This window comes from Treponema sp. OMZ 790 (assembly GCF_024181285.1).
Lineage (GTDB): Bacteria > Spirochaetota > Spirochaetia > Treponematales > Treponemataceae > Treponema_B.
In genome coordinates this window covers 1,538,900-1,559,292 of record NZ_CP051201.1, presented here as the reverse complement: position 1 = coordinate 1,559,292, position 20,393 = coordinate 1,538,900, and the positions used below count along the sequence as shown (strand labels likewise).

The window sequence follows — 20,393 nt, the reverse complement described above, 5'->3', positions numbered from 1 at the left end:
AATATGAGTAAAAATTTCGGCGATATTTTGGACGAATGGGAAAGAATTACGGGAAAACCCTACGGAAAAAAACAGATAAAAAAAGACGAGCATTCAATTAAAAAAACTCAAAAGATTAATGCTAAAAAAGAAAATACAAAAAAAATAAATCCCATGGAAATGTGGCTAAGACGATACGGGGTTGAAGATAAGGATGCTCAAGAAGAGTTGACTTCGGTCGATTATGCGCGCCAGCGTAAAATTTTGAGAGAAATGCGCTGCGAGGACGAGATCGACTTACATGGTATGACCTGCGATGAAGCTGAATCAGCCTTAAATATTTTTTTTGAAAATTCCATCCGCCGCGGATTAAAAAAAATTTTGATTATCCACGGCAAAGGAAATCATTCGGGAGGCGGAGCTGTTTTGGCCCCCTTTGTACGGCTCTACCTTGAAAAACATAAAAGAGCAGGGGAGAGCGGTCATCCTAAAAATGCAGACGGAGGAACCGGCTCTACCTGGGTTATACTAAAATAAAAATTAGTTTAAAGCTTTTAAGGCTTTAGAAAAAGCTTCTTTTTTTTCTTTAATTTGAGCTGCCGTAAAATGTTTTTCCATCTTTTTTAATATTTCATTCATTTTTGCTTCTTCTTCTTTGACATCTATGATGGGCATAGGTTTTTCATTAAGAGCTATGGCAAAATTTACGGCTTTCTTTTCTTTGGATTCATCGAATTTAAAAAATATACCGTCTTTTATCTCGGCAGGTTCGCCGTTTATTTCGTAAAGAGTCATTTCGGTGTTTTTGCATGTTTCACCGCTGCATACGGTTATATTCAATTTTTTTCCTATTTTGAAAAAATTCCAATGTCCCGTTATTTTGACGGCAGGTTCTATTTGATAATTCGCGGCAGCTGCCAATTTTCCGCCGTATTCTTTTAGGTCAAAACATCTTGTATAATATACCTTATTCTCTTTTGTGTGTTTTACCTTCAAGTAAATATTTGTCTTTTCGGCAAAAAAAGAATTTTCGGAACCTTTTACTTTTTCTTCCTTGATTCTTGTTTTACCGTCATGACAAAATCCCGAAGTTTTTGAATACCTTATTCGCGTAAGAACGGTTTCATAGTCTTCTAAAAGTTTTTTTCCTTCATTTCCCCAAAGGTTAAAAACTAAAACAAATAGAACAAACATGGAACATAAAATTTTATTTTTTTTCATTTATTCACCTCTATTTTCAGATTATAAACTAAATTTTATTTTTTATATAGTATTCCGGTCAATACTTTTTAATTCTTCTTTGGATAACTGCCTTTTTACGGTAACTTCCCTTGCCTTTGTTTGTACAATAACAGGGTCTCCCATGGGAGTTGTCTTTCCGTAGATCTGTACAATCGGAAATCTTGGATCATTGGGATTTACATCTATTACCTTTGCTATTTTTCCGTTAGAAAGATGCACATACATTCCGACAGGATAAAAAGACAGAGAATAAAGAAGGGCTTTTAAAATAGTTTCATCATATTGTCCGTTGGTGTTTTTTATCATTTCTACGATACTTGAAGAAGCATCTTGCGCTTCTTTGTAAGGACGTGGAGCTGTAGCCGCCTCATAGGAACAGGCAACGGCAATTATTTTGCCGTACATTGAGATTTTTTCTTTTGTAAGTCCTCGCGGGTATCCCTGTCCGTTTTCTCTTTCGTGGTGCTCCAAAACTCCTAAACATATGGGTAAAGAAAAAGAGGATGTTTTTAAAATATTATATGAAAGGACCGGATGCGTAAAAAGAGCTTTTTTTCCTTCTTCGCTCAATGGTGCGTCATACATGTAATATTGAGGCGGAAGTCTAAACATTCCGATTTCATGTAAAAGGCAGGCTGCTCCCAGCTCTATGAGCCTATGAGGAGGCATTTTAAGCTGAAGTCCTATAATTATGGCAAAAATTGAGGACCTTAGAGAGTGCATTACCAGATAATTTGTCGGAGAGCTGTATTTTTGCATCTCGATTAGAAGGATATTTTTTTTATCTGTTTTTACAAAATCGCAGAGTTCCTTTATTCTATCAAAAATAAATCTAGGATCCAGAATTTTTTTCATCGTATAATCGGTAAAAATTTTATCGGTAAATCTTAAAAATTCCCAGAATTTATTTTCGACTTCTTCCATGATTTCTTTTTGTTTTTTTATCTTGTCCGATAGAATTTCATTTTCTTTGCTTGAGTCTAAAACATCTTTACCCGATGATGACACTCTGTCCGGTCTTACAGTCATAAAACTTGAAGGTTCGCCGTCAGAATAGAGGAGAGAAAAATCCCATTCGTTTAAAATGGCTTTTAGCTCGGCTGTAAGCGGTGTTTCGGGGATTAAAAGCAAAAATTTCTTGTCTAAATAGACATTTTTGTTAAAAAAAGACAAATCTTTTGTCTGTTCTGCATTATAGGTATTCACTTATTTGCTCTCCTGTAGTATAATGTATATATCATTATAAAGGATTTTAAATGAAATTAAAAGTACTGTTTATCATATTTAATATTGTCTTAGGTTTATTGTTGTTTACCATGTTTTTTCTTCCTTTATTTTATGCAGATGGTTCTTTTATGAGGGACTTTTGGAAGGCAAACTGGTTTTTTGGCCCCGTGTTTTTTGTTCTTATAGTATTTGTAAATATACTGTTTGTCAGGAACAAGACATTGATAAGCTATATTGAAGCTGAAGATTGGGCATCCCTTGCCTCCCTCCTCGAAATAAAAATATATTCAAAACAAAGAGTTACCTATAAAAATTCAAGGCTTTTGACGGAAGCCCTTCTTCTTTTAGGAGATTTTTCTTCAATGAATAAACTTTGTTCCTTTTTAAAAGAAAATAAACCAAGATATCTATTAAAATTAGGCCCGAAATTTGCCGCTGCCAAGATGATTTCAGGAAATTATCAGGATGTTTTTGACTTTACCTCGTCTTTACCTGCGGATAATAAGAGTGCAGGTGAGTGGTGCATGTTTTATTCGGCTCTATCCCTTCAAATGCTTAAAAAATATGAAGAAAGTGCCGTTTTATTTGCCAAGGTATCGGATACGGTTAAAAATCCTCTGATCAAAACTTTAAGTACCTATTTTGTCGTCAATGTTTTACAATCCTATTCAAAATTAACCGAGGAAGAAATAAAGGAAAAATCCCTCCTTTTCCGCTCAAAGATAAATAAAGACTATTCCCATGACTCATGGAAGGCCTATACTGAGTCGGAAAAACAGGAAATACATGTAATGATTTTGACAAAAATAATAGATGATGTAAGTTCGTGGTTGTTCTTCTAAATTCATCGGAATATTTATTTTTATGGATGAATTTAGAAGAAATTATCGAACCAGCGAACCTGAAAATAAATTATAGTCCAGTTCTTGGAAATCTTCCAAGACATCGTCAGGGTAGGGCGGTGTTTTGCCTCTTTTTACGCGTTCCATTGCCGACTCCCAAAGAATAAGAGAGTTGGTATCCAGTTCTGTCCTTTGTTCTAAGGCCATACTTCTGTAAGGATGCTTGTGAAGAGGTATATTCCCTGCCATTGCGTGGTTTAAAAGTTTCCAGTTGGAATGGATGAGATTTCTGACTTCTTCAAAGACTGCATCTCTGGAATCTAAAAATCTGAGCGTATATCTGTTTTTAAAACCTGTCCGGTCTTCCTCATAAAAGGTCTTTACCCGGGGATTATTTGTGATAATGATTCTTTGATTATTTTGTGAATTTGTCTGCATATCGGTATTTTATAAGAAAAATAAAGGGCAGCTTACGCTGCCCTGTTTTAGTATTTATTTATACTGGCTTGCGTCGAAGGGAAGACCCTTGTTGTAGTCGTTTAAGACTTTAGCAACGGTTCCGCTTAACAAGAGCAAGGCTATAAGGTTGGGTATAACCATGATTCCGTTAAAGAAGTCGGTCAATTCCCAAACCAAGTCAATCTTAAGTAAGCTTCCTACGAAGATAAAGATAACTACCAAAAGCTGATAGGGGATAAGTCCCTTTGTTCCGAATAAGTATCTGATATTTGTTTCGCCGAAATAGTACCAGCCGATGATGGTTGAGAAAGCGAAGAACAAAAGACAGATTGCAATAAAGAGATAGCCGAATGTTGAGCCGAATAAGTGCTGAGAGAAGGCTTCTTGAACCAGCTTAATTCCCTTCATTGTGGGTTCGCTTCCTTCAAATTTTACAACGCCTGAGCTTAAAACGGTAAATACCGTAACGTTTAAAACGATGAAGGTATCGATAAATACTGCAACGATACCGAGTACGCCCTGTTCTACGGGGTGTTTTACGTCAGCAACAGCGTGGGCATGAGGTGTAGAACCCATACCTGCTTCATTCGAGAAAAGACCTCGGGCAACACCGTAACGTACGGCTCTTCCCATTCCAAAGCCGAGGGCGCCGCCCCAAACAGCCTTGGGATTGAAAGCTCCCTTAAAGATCATGGCAAACATTTCGGGGATCTGAGCTGCATTGATAATAACAACGATAAGACCTACTACAATGTATACAATGGCCATAATAGGAACTACTTTTTCGGTAACCGAAGCAATTCGTTTAACGCCGCCCATAAAGATAACGCCGGCGATAACTGCAAGAACAGCGCCCGTTACCCATGTGGGAACATGGAATGCGTTTTGGAAAGCATCGGAAATAGAGTTAGCCTGAACCATATTGCCCATAAAACCTAGGGCAAGGATGATGGCTACTGCGAAGAATCCTGCAAGGAATTTGGAGAATCCTGCTCCGCATTTTCCTTTTAGACCTTCAGAAATATAGTATGCAGGGCCTCCTACTGTCTGTCCGGAATCATCCTTTGTCTTGTAAATTTGGGCGATAGCTGCTTCTGCAAAGTTTGTTGCCATACCTGCAAGAGCTGCAAGCCACATCCAGAAAATAGCTCCGGGGCCGCCCATGATGAGGGCTGTCATGGCACCTACGAGGTTTCCTGTGCCTACTTGAGCAGCAATAGCTGTAGCAACAGCCTGAAAAGAGCTCATACCGTGCTTTCCGGCTTCTTTACCGCTTAATGAAAAGTTGCTGAAAAGACGCTTCCAGCCTCTTCCGAAATTTGTAAACTGAACACCTTTTAACCGGATTGTAAAGAACAAACCGGTACCGCATAGAAGCGGAATGAGGAAGTAAACTCCCCAAATAAATCCGTTAGCCGAAGAAACAAGGCTTGTAAGATTTTGTAAAAATTGTTCCATAGTGTGATTACACTCCTTTTACGCATATAGCGATATAAACTTGCCGAAAGTTATCTATAACGGCAAGTGAACTTAACTATACAATCAAAATTGCAACTTGTCAAGATATTTACGTATAAAATAATGTTCACTTTTTTATGCAAAACTTATTGACTTTGAACATTATTTTTGTATAATATAAGGCATGAAACGAAGATATTTTCAAATTATAAAGCTTATGCAAAAGGATAAGGATCTTCCTCAGAGGGATATTGCAAAAAAATTAAAGATATCCTTGGCATATGTGAATAAAATCTTGTTCGATATGGAGCATGACGGCTTTTTGAATACCGACGGGGTTCCGCCTTTCGGAAAAAAACGGCTTACCGAACAGGCTTTAAATGCCTTTGAAGAGTGCAGGGTAGATAATGCGATTATTATGGCTGCCGGTTTCGGTTCGCGTTTTGTTCCATTAACCTATGCAACGCCTAAGGGCTTGCTGGAAGTTTTTGGGGAAAGGATGATAGAAAGGCAGATTGAACAGTTAAAGGCTGCCGGTATTAACGATATAACTATAGTCGTAGGCTATCTAAAGGAAACCTTTGAATACCTGATAGACAAGTACGGCGTCAAACTTGTATATAATCCCGATTTTAAGAGTAAAAACAATCTTTCTACCCTGTATCATGTAAGGGATAAATTAAAAAACACCTACATTCTTTCAAGCGATAATTGGCTTAGGGAAAATATGTATCATTCCCATGAGTATGATTCATGGTATTCGGCAGTTAAGGTTATGGGAAAAACATCGGAGTGGATTTTACGGCTGGGATTGCACGATAAGATTATGAGTGTTAAAGTCGGGGGGAGAAACGGCTGGGTTATGTACGGGCCTGTTTATTTTTCAAAAGATTTTTCCGATAAAATTCGCCCGATGATTGAAACGGCTTATAAAAATGAGGATACAGATGACTGGTACTGGGAAGATGTTTACATGAGGAACATCAAAGAACTCGATATGTTTGCAAACAAACAGGGTGAACACCAGGTTTATGAATTTGAATCCCTTGACGATATCCGTCTTTTTGATTCTTCTTATCTGATCTCTTCCCATGACAAATGGCTTGAGCTTATTTCGAATGTGTTTAAGCGTCCTGAGCACAGTATCACCAATTTAAAACCTTTAAAATTCGGAATGACAAATAAATCTTTTTTGTTCGAATTTGAAGGTGAAGAATATATCTTTAGAATACCGGGAGAGGGAACCGAAGCCCTTATCAACAGAAAAGAAGAGTATGAAGTTTATAATGCTATTTCTTCTTTAAACTTAAGCGATTCGATTATTTACTTTGATCCGGAAAAAGGGGTGAAGATTACCAAATTTATTCCGAATTCTCATACTGCTGATGCACGTAACGCCGAAGATCTTAAAAAATGTGTAAAAGTTGCCCGCCGACTCCACGAATCCGGCTTACAGGTTGCTCATTCTTTTAATTTACATGAACGGATAGATTATTACGAAAAAATTACAAACGAAAAAAACGGAATTTTCTATCATGACTACCATGAAGTCAGACTCTTAATGAACGAGCTTTTGGAAATAGTCGAACAAATGGAAAAACCTCATGTTTTAAGTCATATAGATCTCGTTCCGGATAATTTTATAATAAACGGAAACGATGTTCATTTAATTGACTGGGAATATGCTGCCATGTGCGACCCCCTCATCGATTTGGCTATGTTTGCCATTTATGCCTACTACGATAACGAAGAGCTTGAGCATTTAATGGAGCTTTATTTTGAAAGACCTGTGAAAAAAGAGGAAAGAATCCGTATTTATTCCTATGTTGCTCTTTCAGGTTTTTTATGGGCCCTTTGGACTTGTTATAAAGAGTCTCTGGGAGTCAGTTTTGGCGATTACGGCTTGAAGATGTACCGCTATGCAAAAGATTATTATAAAAAAGTAAAGGAGATAATGAATAATGAACACTGAAGATGAATTGGGCGTAAAGGCTCTTGAGTTAAAAGGCAAAAACGAAATAGACTGGCTTATTACGGTATTGCCCCTTGTGGTAATAATATGTTTGACGGTTTTGGTTTTGTTTTTTCCTGTAGAATCGATGAAGGTTGTGGATGCCCTTTGGTATGTTTTTGTAAATAAACTGGGCTTTTTTTATATTTTACTCGGCTTGGGTTTGGTTTTTACCGCCATAGGTTTAGCCTTTTCCCGTTTCGGCACGGTAAAACTTGGAAACCTTGAAAAACCCCGTTACGGGAACTTTGCATGGGGCTCCATGATTTTTACTTCGACCATGGCTGCCGATATTCTTTATTGGTCTTTGATAGAATGGGCCTATTATTTCGGTGAAAGCCCTTTCGGTCTATCTTCCCTTTCGCTTGCAGAAAGGCAGGATTGGGCATCTGCTTATCCCCTGTTCCATTGGGGAATAACACCTTGGGCTTTTCATATAGTGCCGGCCGTCGCCTTTGCCTACATGCTTCATGTAAAGGGAAGAACAAAGCAAAAGCTCTCTGAAAGCTGCCGCCCGATTTTCGGGGATAAGATTGACGGCCCCATAGGCAAAATGATAGACGTTTTTTCGGTAATAGGTTTATTGGCAGGAACTGCTACAACCTTCTCGCTTGCGACGCCTCTTTTGTCTTTGGCTGTTTCTACCATTTTTGGAATTCCTCAAGGAAAACTTTTAACTCTTTCAATTCTTCTTATAATAGCGGCCGTATACACAGCTGCGGTTTTATTGGGGCTAAGAGGAATTTCTCAGCTTGCAAAAATTTCGGTCGTGTCTTTTTGTGTTCTTCTCGGCCTTGTCTTTATAGCTTCGCCTAAAATCTATATAATAGAAACAAGTATAACCGGCATTGGAAAGGTTATTCAAAACTTTTTTTCTATGTCCACATGGATGGATCCTTTGCGTATTTCGGGAGAGGGCGGGGCAGGCTTCCCGCAAAACTGGACAATCTTTTATTGGGCCTACTGGATAGCATGGTTTGTTGCAACTCCTTTCTTTATCGGAACAATTTCCGAAGGCCGCACAATAAAGAATACCATAATAGGCGGGCTTATATGCGGTATAGCAGGAACTTATTGTTCGTTTATAATTTTAGGTAATTACGGGCTTCATTTACAATCGCACGGAATTTTAGATGCGGCCTCTGCCATAAAAGAAATGGAGGCTTCTCAAGTTATCTTACAAATTCTTAATACTCTTCCATATGCAAAAATTGTTTTGGGCGTTTTGATAATTACTATGATAGCCTTTTATTCGAGTACCTTTGATGCAATTACTTTGGTAATAGCGTCTTATTCTCAAACTAATTTGGAAAAACATGCCGAACCTAAAAAGGGCCTGCGTGCTTTTTGGGCTATAGTTTTTATAATGCTGCCGGCTGCCTTGATTCTTGTGGGAACAAATTTAAACCAGCTTCAAAGTCTTTCGATTATAGCGGCTTTTCCTTTGGGGATTATAATAATACTGATAGTGATAAGTCTTTTTAAAGAGCTCAAACACAATGGAGGATATAGGTAGAGGTTCTTGATTAGCTTTTTTTTAATCGTTTTTTTTAATTTTATCTTCATTTGCGCTTGAAAATAGACTTTTTTTGATTTATACTATTTTTAAAGAGCCGGTGTTTTATGTTAAACTTTTTGTCCGGTTTTCCGCATTTTGGAGGTATTTATGCCGGATTTTTATTCACATTATGCTCATGGGCAAAAGGTTTTTGATCTTTTGCCTGCAGAGATTAAAGGTGTAATTTCGAATAGAAATTTGTATAATTTAGGTTTACAGGGACCCGATTTTTTATATTTTCATAAACCTTTTAAAAAGAACGATAATCCCGTTTTGGATCTTGCAAGTGATATACACAATAAAAATTGTACGGATTTTTTTAATTCCGTTTTAAACAAGATAACAATTCGGCCTAATACCGATGAATTTTCGTATATCATGGGTTTTGTCGGACATTTCGGGCTTGACAGCTGTTGCCATCCCTATGTAAATTCGATGGTTACCGAAATGAATCTGAATCATGCGGAAATAGAAATGGAGTTTGAAAAATTTTTATTAAAAGAGGACGGAAAACCTCCTTTTAAGTATAAGGCTCACCAATATATTAACATCACAAAAAAAGAGGCTGAAGCGGTAGCTGCTATTTACCGCTGCCTTCTTCCTTCTTTAACTGTTGACGATATTTTATTGTCGTTTTCTACATTTAAGAAAGGAAAACATTTCTTTTATGCGCCTACAGATTTTTCACAAAAGATACGTTTGACTTTGTTTAAACTTTTAGGTCTATATGATTTTTTAAACGGGCATATTATGAAAACTGCTGATCATCCTCAAAGTAAGATAACCAACAAAAAACTTTTTTCTCTTTACAATAATTCGATACAAATAACCGCAGAACTTATGGATAATTTTTATAAAAAACTTATAGAGGATAAGCCTCTTTTGGACCGCTTCAATTATAATTTTGCTTAAAAATTATAATTGAAGCTTACAGTTAGTTATCTGCTCTTATAAATATTTTTTTGTTTAGCTGTTCTTTTTTGTATACGGCTTCTTGTGCGTACTTGATCGAAGGAATCGATTCGGCTAATTTTGAATAAAGATAAGATGCTTGTTCTATATTTCCGTTTTTTGCAAGGCAGTCTGCAAGATTCATAAAGGAGCGCCAAAAGTTTTGTTTTTCGGCCCATACCAAAACCTCAGGTTTACGGTTGAGCTTATGAAGCAGACTTGCAAATTCGGTATACTCGTAATTATAATCGTCTTTGGATATTATATCGTCGAGGTTTGTTATGGTGATTATTGAAGCAAGGACTGCCGTTGCAAGAGCTCTTCTTGTTTTGCCTGCTTCAGAATATATCTCGGTAAGATCCATATAGGCTTTTAATGCTATCGGATTTCTGTTACGGTATAATAAAAAGAATTTTTCCGTCGTTTTTTCTGAAGTTATAGTTTTGATCATAGCTTGAAGAGGATCGCTTTCTAAATTTGTTGTTCCATACATCGGGTCTTCGGTTAAAACAAGCAAAAGGTATTTTTCCTGCTCATCGTATTTGTGCAGAAGTTTTGATGTATCTGCAAGTGAATAGATTATATTAAAACGTGCATCAGGAATTTCCAAAAACTTGTGAGCCTTCCATGCTTCTTTGTAATAATGCATGGCTTGTTCATAATCTCCTTCGGAAAAGTAAATTTGACCTGCAAGATAATCCGTTTCAGGGAAGGCTTTACGCTTTTCCAGCCATGTCATTAATTTTGAGATAGACTTATCGAAGAATATCGGAGGATGAGTTAAAAATATTTCGTCGAGGATTTTACATGCATCATAGTCTTCTCTCTTATGTAGAATTTCGTAGACATCAGAGATATTGTCTCCTTCATGTCTTACTCTTTTTGGTTTTAGAGCATTGAACATATAAGCATATTTTGCTTCCATTTGTTCTTTGTGAATATCTCTCGCCCTATTAGTTAAATGGAGTGCAAGACCGAATTCTTTTTTTTCCATTTGAATTTTTGCTTGTTCCAAAAGATGCCACGGCTTTTCGTTTTTATCCGCCGCTTCAATTGCAAAGCCCGATAGATAAATACCGAAAATACATAATGCAATAAAAATAGATTTTATTCTCTTTTTCATATACTTTGAAGCTCCTCTATAAAGGCCTTATCTACAGCCGCAATTTTTTCTTCTTCGGTTAATTTTTTTAAATCCAAGCGTTTAGTGATTTCTCCATGTTTAAATATTATAACGGAGTCTTCCGCTCCGGTAATTCCGAGGTCTGCATGTTTGCCTTCTCCGGGGCCGTTTACCGCACAGCCCATCACTGCAATGCTTATATCCTTTTTTTCTGAAAGGAGTCTTGTCTGCCAGCGCTTTACAAAGGCTTGAACATCAAAGCCCTTTCTTCCGCATCGCGGGCAGGATACGAGCCTTATTCCGCCATGCCGCTTGCCGCATTCGGTTAATATTTCTCTTCCGGCTATAATTTCATTTTCGCAAGAATCGGAAAGGCTTACTCTTATTGTGCTTCCTATGTTTTGCTCCAAAAGCCTGTAAAAGGCTATCGTGCTTTTTACAATGCCCTGAATCAGGGGGCCTGCCTCGGTAACTCCAAGGTGAAGGGGATTATCGAATTTTTTAGCAAAGATTTCGTTTGCAATAACCGTTTCCCGGACATTGGAAGCCTTCATCGATACTACGGCATTTTTAAAATCTGCTTTTGCAAAAATTTCGAGTTCCCTTGAGGCGGCTTCGGTTAAGGCATTTGCTCTCAGAAGTGAAATTTCATCTTCAAATGATTTTTTATCGCCGCTTAAATTTTTTTTTGACTTTGCTTCTTCTATTTGTTTTTTTAAATCCGAGGGCAGCGAGCCTGTATTCACTCCGATGCGTATTGCAGTTCCGGTATCCTTTGCTTTTTGTATAACGGCCTCAGTTTTTTCCTTTGAACCGATGTTGCCGGGGTTTATGCGTATTTTTGCAGTATCCCCGTCCATGCAGCGCAGGGCCAGCTTATAATCAAAATGAATATCTGCCACAAGGGGCATCGGAGTCAATCGGGTAAGTTTTACAAATTGCTCTGCCGAATCCATTTCGGGAACCGCGAAACGTACAATATCGCAGCCTAATTGCTCGAACTCGTTTAGTTTTTTTGTAATAGCATAGAGGTCCGCACCCAATAAGCTTTCTTTCCACATGGTCTGAAGCAAGATTGGGGAAGAACCTCCAAGAGTAAGTTTTTTAACCTGTCCTTTTCCGCCGATTTCAATCTTTCGCGGTATTTTTATCGAGTTCATATCGGTTCATTATCGGCAGAAAAGGCTCTTTGTTTTAGATTAATCCTTTTTTTAAAGTTTTTTACACTTTAAATTTCTTTACCTCATTGGATAGATTGTCTATGCTTAGTTTATTCTTTTGACTTATCTCGTTTACTCCCTGTACCGTGTTACTTATTTGAACCGCTCCGGCTGCCATTTCATTCATGCTGTCGGTAATGACTCTGGTTAATTTGTCCAATTTTTGGATTTCGTAAGCAACATTTTCGCCGCCTTTCAGCATCTCGGCGGAACCGTCGTTTACCTGATGAGTTACTGTGTTTATGTCCCGTATTGCGGTTAAGACTTCACGGCTTCCGTTTTCTTGCTCTCTCATTGCATCCATAAGATTTTGACTCATATTTTTTACCTGATCGGAAAGACTGAAGATGGTATTAAATTTTTCTTCTGCAGTTTTAGAAGATTCGGAGAGGAGATCAATTTCTCCTGAAAGTATTTTGAGGGTTTCGGTGATAGCTTTACCTTGAGTGCTTGATTCTTCTGCGAGTTTTCTGATTTCGTCTGCGACGACGGCAAATCCCTTTCCTGCCTCGCCTGCATGAGCCGCTTCGATGGCTGCATTCATGGCCAAAAGATTTGTCTGACTTGCTATGTGCTGAATAACATTTGAAGCTTCAAGAAGACTTCCCGATTCTTCGGCAATTCTACTTGTTACGCTGTTGGCTCCGGCAACAGTTTCTTTGCCGTCTTCAGTTGCAGCTGCAAGGGTTTTAATTACATCATTGGTTTTATCAAGAGTTTGAGTTATTGAAGCTATATTTGATACCATTTGTTCAACTGCGGAAGAAGATACCGCTACGCTTGCAGCCTGATTTTCGATGTTGCCGTTAAGTTGTTTTATTGTTCGGATTATCTGTTCAATAGTTGCGGCCGTTTCGGTAACGCTTGTCGCTTGTGCAAGAACCTGTTGTTTTACGCCGTCAATGTTGGCACTGATTTGGTGGACTGCACTTGCTGTTTCTGTCATATTACTTGCAAGATCCGAGCCTATATTGGTCATATCATCAGCGCTATTTTCTACCAATTTAATAGAAGAGCCTATCTTTATTATTGTTTGGTTAAAATATTCCGATAGATCGGTTACTTCATCATTACCCAATACGGGAAGCCGGACGGTTAAGTCTCCTCCTCCTTGAGCAATGTCTTTGAGTGCATCGACAACTTTTTGTATCGGATTAACCATTTTGAAAGCAACAAAGAATACCAAAGCCAGACTTACAAATAAAATGCTGAATCCGATAATCATCATTCTGGTTCTCAGTATCGAAACCGTTTCCATAAACTCCCATACCGGAGCGTTTACTATAACCGTCCAGTCTGTAGTTTTCATTTTGGCGGAAGCCGCTATCTTATTTGTGTTATCGTATTTATAATACCCGATAGAAGGTTTTGTATTTTCCGTTGCAATTTTTTCGAAGGAGGCTATAGAGGCAAAAGATTCATCGGTCTTTGCCTTCTCCCGGTTATTTGCCATATTTTGTACGAGATCAAAATTTTTATGTGCAATGATGTTACCGCTTCGGCCTAAAATATAGCAATATCCTGTTTGTGCAACCTTTATATCGTCTATATCTTTTGTCAGCTGATAAGCTGCGACATCCACTCCCAATACACCGATGATATTTTTGTTATCATCATGTACAGGTATGGCAAAACTTATGAACAACTTATTGCCGTTGGTTTTATCGATATAAGGTTCCGCAGAAAAGTTTTTCCCTGTTATTCCTTCTTTGAACCACCGGCTTTTTGAATAATTATATTTGTTGCCGTCAGAGTGATGCTGAATTCCGAATTTATCGACAATGTACAGTTCTTCAAAAATAGGATAAAGTTCTTTTTCCCGTATCAGGATATTCGTTTTTTCTTGATAAGAAAGAGAATTGCTTCGAATCTCGGTCAGCCTTGCAATACCTTCCAGAAATTGAAAAAATGAGTTAACTCTTCCGTCAATTATAGCAGCCGTATCTATTGCTTTGTCGGTAAGATGAATTTCTACTTTTTCGGTAACTGCTCTGCGTGCAACACGGATGCCTATAACTCCGAGTGTAAATCCTGCCACAAAAATTAGCAGTCCGAAAATAGTCAATAATTTTTTCTGCATAGAAAATCGCTTTTTCATATCAGTCTCCTAAAAAAAATGATGTACAATTTATAAATTATTTTAATCACAGGCTGCCAAATTATACACCATTGAATCGGCATTCCCATTGATTTTGAGTGAGTGAGTCGAGTAATATATATCATTTACGATTTTATGTCTAGTATTTTTATAAAAAAATATAGAAATTTTTATATCGAATTGATTTAAAATTATTCTAAAACGGTTTCGGCCTTGCTTTGAGGATTTTGAGCCTTTTCCAGTTTACCGATTATCCATGAGTCTTCTCCGACAAGGGAGCGGTATTTTTCTGCTGTGTCGGGGGAAACAACGGCTATCATTCCGATACCCATATTGAAAACCCTGTACATTTCGTCCTCGCTTGCTCCTGTCAGTTTTTGGATTAAGGGATAAAGGGGCGGAACGGGCCACGAGCCTTTTTTTACCTTTATGACAAGTCCTGAAGGAATAACCCGCGGAATGTTTTCGATAAAACCGCCGCCCGTGATATGGGCAAGGCCTTTTACGATTTCGGGATGTTCCTGCAAAATCGGATAGATTGCATTAAGATAGGAGCGGTGAGGCTTTAACAAAACCTCATGTAAGGGAGCCTTTAATTCGGGATAGACTTTATTAAGATCCACGCCTTTAAAGGCGGTTCTAATCAAGGAGTAGCCGTTTGTATGTGGACTGGCCGAGGCAAGACCGATGAGGATATCTCCTTCTTTTATGTTCTGTTTGGGAAGAATTTTTTCTTGGTCTACTGCTCCGACAATGGTTCCGGCTATATCGAATTCTCCCTCCATGTAAACGCCGGGCATTTCAGCAGTTTCGCCTCCTATGAGGGCACAGCCGGATTCTTTACAAGCCTTTGCCATGCCTCCCACTATGTCGGCAATCATTTGCGGATCCAACTTTGAGCTTGCGACATAGTCCAAAAAGAAGAGGGGCTTTGCTCCCTGCACGAGGATGTCGTCAATGCAGTGGTTTACTATGTCTTGGCCTATCGTTGTATAGATGCCGGCCTCTGCGGCAATTTTTACCTTTGTGCCGACCCCGTCAGTTGAGCCTACTAAGACGGGCTTTTTCATTTTAAAAAGCTCTTCGGTACCGAAAAGACCTCCGAAGGAGCCTACATCCGAAAGGACGGATTTATTGAAGGTTGACTTAACCGCTTGACTCATCAGGCGGACAGCTTCGTTTCCTGCATCAATGTTTACGCCTGAGGCACTGTAAACCGAGCTTTTATCTTTGGATAGCTCTTGGCTTTTATCTTTTGTTTCGTTCATTTTCTTTTTTCCTTTTTATTTTATATTTTAAGCTTATTTTAAATGTTCCAGTCCGCGTTTTGCAATATCCTTTCTGTACTGCACCCCGGGAAAGTTTATGGTTTTTATTTTTGCATAGATCTTATCCATGGCCCTTTGTAAGCTCTTAGCGTTTGAGCTTATGCAAAGCACCCTTCCTCCGGCTGTAAAAATTTTGCCGTCTTTGAGTGCTGTGCCTGCATGTATTACGCTTACATCAGCATTACTTTGCAGCTCTGTGCTTGATAACTCTACCGGCTTTGATGAAAAAAGAGGGTAGCCTTCGCTTGCAAGCACTACTGTTGCCGCATAGCCTTCCTTCCATTTAGGCATTGCCGTTTCGAGTCTTCCTTCCGCGCAAGACTTCATAGTTAAGGCGAGGTCTCCGTCAAAAAGCTGCATCAAACTTTGAGTTTCCGGATCACCGAAACGGCAGTTATATTCAAGCACCTTGGGGGCAAAGCCATTACCTTCCTTCGTGAGCATGAGGCCTGCATAGAGGACTCCGATGTAGGGGGTGCCCCTCTTTTTCATTTCTTTTATAATAGGAAGAATCGTAAGCTCTGCATATTTTTGAGCCGTCTCGTATGAACAAATTGGGGCAGGGGCGTATGCGCCCATTCCGCCTGTGTTGGGTCCCTCATCATTGTCCTTTAAGCGCTTGTGATCTTGAGAGGGCGGCATTACGGCTATTTTTTCTCCGTCCGAAAAGGCGAGGATGGAAACTTCTTCTCCTTCAAGGCGTTCTTCTATAACGACCTTGTCGCCCGATGAGCCGAATTGTTTTTTTATCATTATATTTTTAAGCTCGGTTATGCCTTCTTCTTTTGAGGCAGGGAGGATAACGCCCTTTCCTGCAGCAAGACCGTCGGCCTTGATAACAAAGGGATAGTTCAAGCCCTCAATATATTCTTTTGCTTTTTGAAAATCGGTAAAGGATGAATATCTTGCAGTAGGAATTGAGAGGAGGCTCATCATTTCTTTTGAAAAATCTTTGGACGCTTCCAATCGGGCACAAGCCTTTGAAGGCCCAAAAAAGGCAATTTTTTTGTTTTGCTCTTTTGCTCTTGTCTTTATGAGGTCTTCGAGGCCTAAACATAGGGGAACCTCAGGCCCTGCAATTACAAGGTCTATTGAAGCAGAAAGAGCAAAATCGGCAAGACCTTCGATGTTTTCGGCCTTTATCGGAACATTTTCTCCCAAAAGAGCCGTCCCCCCGTTTCCGGGCGCTATAAAAAGTTTACCGAGCGAGGGGGATTCTTTTAGCTTTAAAGCTATAGCGTGTTCCCTTCCTCCCGATCCGATAAGCAGTATGTTCATCTTTTCCTCCAAAATAAGGCACTGATGTTTTGAATTTTGAGTATATCAGAATAAGGGGCAATGAGCAAGGGGCGTGAAAAAGTAAAAAAACGCACCCTTACGGCATAGCCTAAAAGATGCGTTTTTGTAAATAATTTAAGGTTTTTATTTAAGAGAATTAATTTTTTTTCCCTGTGAAAGTTCCTTTCTCGTCAGAATTTATGTACCAGGAACCGGAAACTTTTTTGAATTTAATTTTTCCTTTAATTTCAAAGATGTTGGAACCTGAGTCCGATTTTGCTGAAATGTTTCCGCGTCTATCTACGTTCCCTTCGAGTTCAAAACTATGGGCTCCTGTAGTAAAAGTTCCTAAAAATCTTCCGGAAGCATCTATCGTTCCTGACCAATTTCCTGTATCTGTTTTATCAGTAAAAGTACCGCTATACTTTCCGGCATATCTTTCTATATACCATGACGTGGGGCATCCGGTCAAACTAAGCACAAGTGTAAATAAAACCAATGCACTGAGAATTAAACTTAATCTTTTTTTGTTCATAGTAAATTCCTTTTTACTTCTTCTTTCCTGTGAATGTACCTTGAGCTCCTTCCGGCATTTTCCATGTGCCTGTAACGATTATTCCTGTTATTTGAGCTTCAAATTCTATTTTAGTATAGAGAGTGCCTGTTCTGGTAGCAGAGCCTTTAAGTTTACCTGTCTTACTTACTTCCCCTGTCATAGAATATTCGGCAGTAATAGGGCCGGTTCCTTCATCTACTGTAACTTTACAGGTTCCTGAAAATGCACCTTTTTTACCGACTTTCCCGGACCATGTTCCTACAAGGTCGCCGGTTATTCCTCCTTCGTAGTCTCCCCGATATGCTTTGTAAACAATATCACATCCGGCTAAGCTGAGTGTAAATGTAACCAAAACCAACAAACCAATAATTAAACTTAATCTTTTTTTGTTCATATTAAACTCCTTTCTGCAAAATTTTACAGACTTTACATATCTATAATAACATAATAGAGATATTTGTGCAAGGGCTAGGTTAATTAATTTAAGCTATGGGCAAATCCGGTCCGTAATATGGTTCTTTATTTTGTATTTCGATTATATCTTGTATAGGTTTATCAGAATATTTGTAAATTCTATTTTTATAATCCTCTCTTGTTTGAGGATTGTCAATTTCTTCTCTGCGTTTTTTTGAAAGTTCTAGAAATTCCATTTCTTTATCTATTCCTAAAAACCTTCTATCCAATAGACTTGATGCAATCCCTGTTGTGCTTGATCCTGTAAAAGGATCTAAAATCCATGCATTAGGCTTTGTTGATGCAAGAATTATTCTTGCCAATAAAGGAAGAGGTTTTTGTGTAGGGTGTTTTCCGCATGATTTTTCCCATTTTGCTATGGCGGGCAAGCTCCACAAGTCCCTCATCTGTGTTCCTCCGTTTACTTGCTTCATCAGCTCATAATTATAAAAATGTGTAATTTTTTTATTTTTTCTAGCCCAAAGAATAAATTCGGTAGAATGGGTAAAGAATTTACAGGATAGGTTGGGCGGCGGATTTGTCTTTGCCCATGTAACACAATTTAATATTCTAAAATTTAATTCCGTCAGCATTTGTGCAGCAGAAAAAATATTATGATATGTACCGGAAATCCAAATTGTACCGTCTTCTTTTAGCTTTTCACGGCATGTACTTATCCAGCGGTAGTTGAATTCGTTATCTCTAACAAAGCCTTGCGATTTATCCCAAAGTCCTTTATTTACGCTGACCTGTTTTCCGCTATGGACAGAAATGCCGTCATTTGATAGAAAATAAGGCGGATCGGCGAAAATCATGTCAAATTGAAAATCCAAATTTTTCAGAATCTCGATGCTGTCACCTTGTAAAAGATTAAAATCATGATTTATTGATTTATAAAAAGCTTTTAACATTAATTTTACAACTCATTTTTTATTTTTTGTATGAATTCCGTAAGATTTGAAAGATTGTAAATACTTGGGATAATTGAATATGCTTCTTCCAATTTATTTTTTGCAGAAAGCCATCCTTTTCCGTCAGTGATCCAAACAAATTCATAATTAGGGTATTGGTTTATTTTCGGTGCTATTTCAGAATATGCTCTTGCTACCTCGTTTAATTTGGAACCTCCGACATTATAAAAATTTGTTTCAATAAGATAAGTTTTTTTCTTTGTAGAAACTGCAAAATCAAATCTTTTTAAATCTTGACCAAGGCTTTGAATGTCGCTAAATTCTGAGCTGTTTACTTCTGTGTTAAATTTTATTTCGGCTTTTTTAAAAGTTTGAGCAATCAAATTTGCCATATTATCGCCGCCCCTGTTTTTTCTTGCATTTGTATCAAGGCCTACTTCAATTCCGAATACATAGTCAACAAGGTTTGTGATTGATTTATTTTTTAGAATGTCAGCCAATCCTGTTTTTTCGATATATTCAATTTTTGCCGTATTTTTTCTTACCTTTGAAAAGTCGGTAAAATAATCCAGTCTTGCATTGGTCTCGCTTAAAGTATCTATAAATGGGCACCTCTAAAAACCCCCTTTAAAAAAGATTAAAAAGATGATAAAATGAGGTATGAAACAAAAAGGATTATTTGATGAAGAAGATCGTTTAAGAGTATTAAGCAAGTTAGGAGATAGTCTTGAAAAATTAAACGAAAAAATAAATTGGGAAATATTCAAACCACTATTAAAAAAAGCATTAACCAAAGAGCCAAAAAGTTTAGGCGGAAGACCTGCATACGATTATGTACTGATGTTTAAAATAATAATCTTACAAAAATTATACAACATAAGTGATGATCAAACGGAATATCAAATAAACGATCGGCTATCCTTTATGAGATTTTTAGGATTGGAATTAAAAGATAAAGTACCCGATGCAAAAACAATATGGCTTTTTAAAGAAAAACTCATTGAAGCGAGAGTATCAAAAAAGTTATTTGAAAAGTTTGGAAAAGAATTAGCTAGAAATAACTTAATAGGAAAAGAGGGAACGATAATAGATGCGACAATAGTAGAAGCTCCGATACAGCATAACAGCAAAGATGAAAATGAACAAATCAAAAACGGAAAAATTCCTGAACAATGGCAAGAAAAACAAAATAAGGCAAAATTATCGCAAAAAGACTGTGATGCGAGGTGGACAAAGAAGCACAAACGTAGCTATTACGGTTATAAAGATCATATAAAAATAGATAAAAAAAGTAAGCTTATATTGAAAGCGACGGTAACAGCAGCCAATGTTCATGATAGTAGAGAGTTAAAAAATTTAGTTGAAAGGGAAGATGAAAGATTATACGCAGATAGTGCCTATATAGGAGAAGAAATAGAGAGAGTTTTAAAAGCGAAAGGAATAGAAGGACAAATTTGTGAAAGAGGAGCAAGAGGGAAACCTCTTAGTAAAAAACAAAAAATCAGTAACAGAAAAAAATCAAAAATACGGGCGAGAGTAGAACATGTATTTGGCTTTATGACAAACTCAATGAAAGGTATCTATGTAAGAACGATAGGATTAGCTCGTGCAACATTTTCGATAATAATGATGAACTTAACATACAACTTATGCCGATATTGCTATCTAAAGAAATAAAATGAGGGAGCATATAGGTAAT

The 20,393-nt window shown here is 37.8% G+C and carries 19 protein-coding genes; 6 read left to right on the top strand and 13 right to left on the bottom strand.

The window, feature by feature from the left end:
• The first annotated feature begins 3 nt into the window (after positions 1-3).
• A complete protein-coding gene (locus E4O01_RS07560) occupies positions 4-516 on the top strand; it encodes a Smr/MutS family protein (RefSeq protein ID WP_253691388.1) in 513 nt (170 codons plus the stop codon).
• Between the two features lie 3 nt (positions 517-519).
• On the opposite strand, the gene E4O01_RS07555 is transcribed toward E4O01_RS07560, so the two are convergent.
• Together E4O01_RS07555 and E4O01_RS07550 are read right to left on the bottom strand one after the other, a co-directional pair.
• Positions 520-1,200: a hypothetical protein gene (locus E4O01_RS07555; RefSeq protein ID WP_253691386.1), complete on the bottom strand. Its 681-nt coding sequence runs from the start codon at positions 1,198-1,200 to the stop codon at positions 520-522.
• 42 nt (positions 1,201-1,242) lie between these two features.
• Entirely contained in the window at positions 1,243-2,427 is a 1,185-nt protein-coding gene (locus E4O01_RS07550; protein ID WP_253691384.1) for an HD-GYP domain-containing protein, read from the bottom strand.
• Positions 2,428-2,477: 50 nt separating this feature from the next.
• On the opposite strand from E4O01_RS07550, the gene E4O01_RS07545 reads away from it, so the two are divergent.
• Positions 2,478-3,290, top strand: coding sequence for a hypothetical protein (locus E4O01_RS07545; protein ID WP_253691383.1), 813 nt, complete (start codon positions 2,478-2,480; stop codon positions 3,288-3,290).
• Between the two features lie 42 nt (positions 3,291-3,332).
• Here E4O01_RS07545 and E4O01_RS07540 read toward each other — a convergent pair whose 3' ends face one another.
• On the bottom strand, positions 3,333-3,728 hold the full coding sequence (locus E4O01_RS07540; protein WP_253691382.1) for a GrdX family protein: 396 nt from the start codon (positions 3,726-3,728) through the stop codon (positions 3,333-3,335).
• 54 nt (positions 3,729-3,782) lie between these two features.
• Entirely contained in the window at positions 3,783-5,207 is a 1,425-nt protein-coding gene (locus E4O01_RS07535) for an alanine/glycine:cation symporter family protein (protein WP_253691380.1), read from the bottom strand.
• 184 nt (positions 5,208-5,391) lie between these two features.
• Between E4O01_RS07535 and E4O01_RS07530 the strand changes: the two genes are divergently transcribed.
• From E4O01_RS07530 to E4O01_RS07520, 3 genes are all read left to right on the top strand, one after another.
• Positions 5,392-7,179 carry a sugar phosphate nucleotidyltransferase gene (locus E4O01_RS07530; RefSeq protein ID WP_253691378.1) on the top strand — a complete coding sequence of 596 codons (1,788 nt, stop codon included), beginning with the start codon at positions 5,392-5,394 and terminating at the stop codon, positions 7,177-7,179.
• Positions 7,169-8,734, top strand: a complete 1,566-nt coding sequence (locus tag E4O01_RS07525) for a BCCT family transporter (protein ID WP_253691376.1) — start codon at positions 7,169-7,171, stop codon at positions 8,732-8,734. Before E4O01_RS07530 ends, E4O01_RS07525 begins: the two co-directional genes overlap by 11 nt.
• Positions 8,735-8,884: 150 nt before the next feature.
• Positions 8,885-9,688: a zinc dependent phospholipase C family protein gene (locus E4O01_RS07520; protein WP_253691374.1), complete on the top strand. Its 804-nt coding sequence runs from the start codon at positions 8,885-8,887 to the stop codon at positions 9,686-9,688.
• A 22-nt stretch (positions 9,689-9,710) separates the two neighbouring features.
• Here E4O01_RS07520 and E4O01_RS07515 read toward each other — a convergent pair whose 3' ends face one another.
• From E4O01_RS07515 to E4O01_RS07475, 9 genes are all read right to left on the bottom strand, one after another.
• Positions 9,711-10,850: a tetratricopeptide repeat protein gene (locus E4O01_RS07515; RefSeq protein WP_253691372.1), complete on the bottom strand. Its 1,140-nt coding sequence runs from the start codon at positions 10,848-10,850 to the stop codon at positions 9,711-9,713.
• The gene (gene ispG / locus E4O01_RS07510) at positions 10,847-12,010 is read right to left on the bottom strand and encodes a (E)-4-hydroxy-3-methylbut-2-enyl-diphosphate synthase (RefSeq protein WP_253691370.1); all 1,164 of its coding nucleotides are present in this window, start codon (positions 12,008-12,010) and stop codon (positions 10,847-10,849) included. Before ispG ends, E4O01_RS07515 begins: the two co-directional genes overlap by 4 nt.
• A 61-nt stretch (positions 12,011-12,071) precedes the next feature.
• A complete protein-coding gene (locus E4O01_RS07505) occupies positions 12,072-14,168 on the bottom strand; it encodes a methyl-accepting chemotaxis protein (RefSeq protein WP_253691368.1) in 2,097 nt (698 codons plus the stop codon).
• Positions 14,169-14,359: 191 nt separating this feature from the next.
• Positions 14,360-15,436, bottom strand: a complete 1,077-nt coding sequence (gene purM, locus E4O01_RS07500) for a phosphoribosylformylglycinamidine cyclo-ligase (RefSeq protein ID WP_253691366.1) — start codon at positions 15,434-15,436, stop codon at positions 14,360-14,362.
• A gap of 33 nt (positions 15,437-15,469) precedes the next feature.
• Complete coding sequence (purD, locus tag E4O01_RS07495) at positions 15,470-16,774, bottom strand: phosphoribosylamine--glycine ligase (protein ID WP_253691364.1); 1,305 nt, start codon at positions 16,772-16,774, stop codon at positions 15,470-15,472.
• Positions 16,775-16,931: 157 nt separating this feature from the next.
• Positions 16,932-17,309 carry a hypothetical protein gene (locus E4O01_RS07490; protein ID WP_253691362.1) on the bottom strand — a complete coding sequence of 126 codons (378 nt, stop codon included), beginning with the start codon at positions 17,307-17,309 and terminating at the stop codon, positions 16,932-16,934.
• A gap of 13 nt (positions 17,310-17,322) precedes the next feature.
• Positions 17,323-17,724, bottom strand: a complete 402-nt coding sequence (locus tag E4O01_RS07485; protein ID WP_253691361.1) for a hypothetical protein — start codon at positions 17,722-17,724, stop codon at positions 17,323-17,325.
• An 88-nt stretch (positions 17,725-17,812) separates the two neighbouring features.
• A complete protein-coding gene (locus E4O01_RS07480; RefSeq protein WP_253691359.1) occupies positions 17,813-18,694 on the bottom strand; it encodes a DNA-methyltransferase in 882 nt (293 codons plus the stop codon).
• 5 nt (positions 18,695-18,699) lie between these two features.
• The gene (locus E4O01_RS07475) at positions 18,700-19,266 is read right to left on the bottom strand and encodes a type II restriction endonuclease (RefSeq protein ID WP_256484162.1); all 567 of its coding nucleotides are present in this window, start codon (positions 19,264-19,266) and stop codon (positions 18,700-18,702) included.
• Positions 19,267-19,354: 88 nt separating this feature from the next.
• Here E4O01_RS07475 and E4O01_RS07470 point away from each other — a divergent pair, with 88 nt between their 5' ends.
• Entirely contained in the window at positions 19,355-20,371 is a 1,017-nt protein-coding gene (locus E4O01_RS07470) for an IS5 family transposase (protein ID WP_253691355.1), read from the top strand.
• The last annotated feature ends 22 nt before the right edge of the window (positions 20,372-20,393 follow it).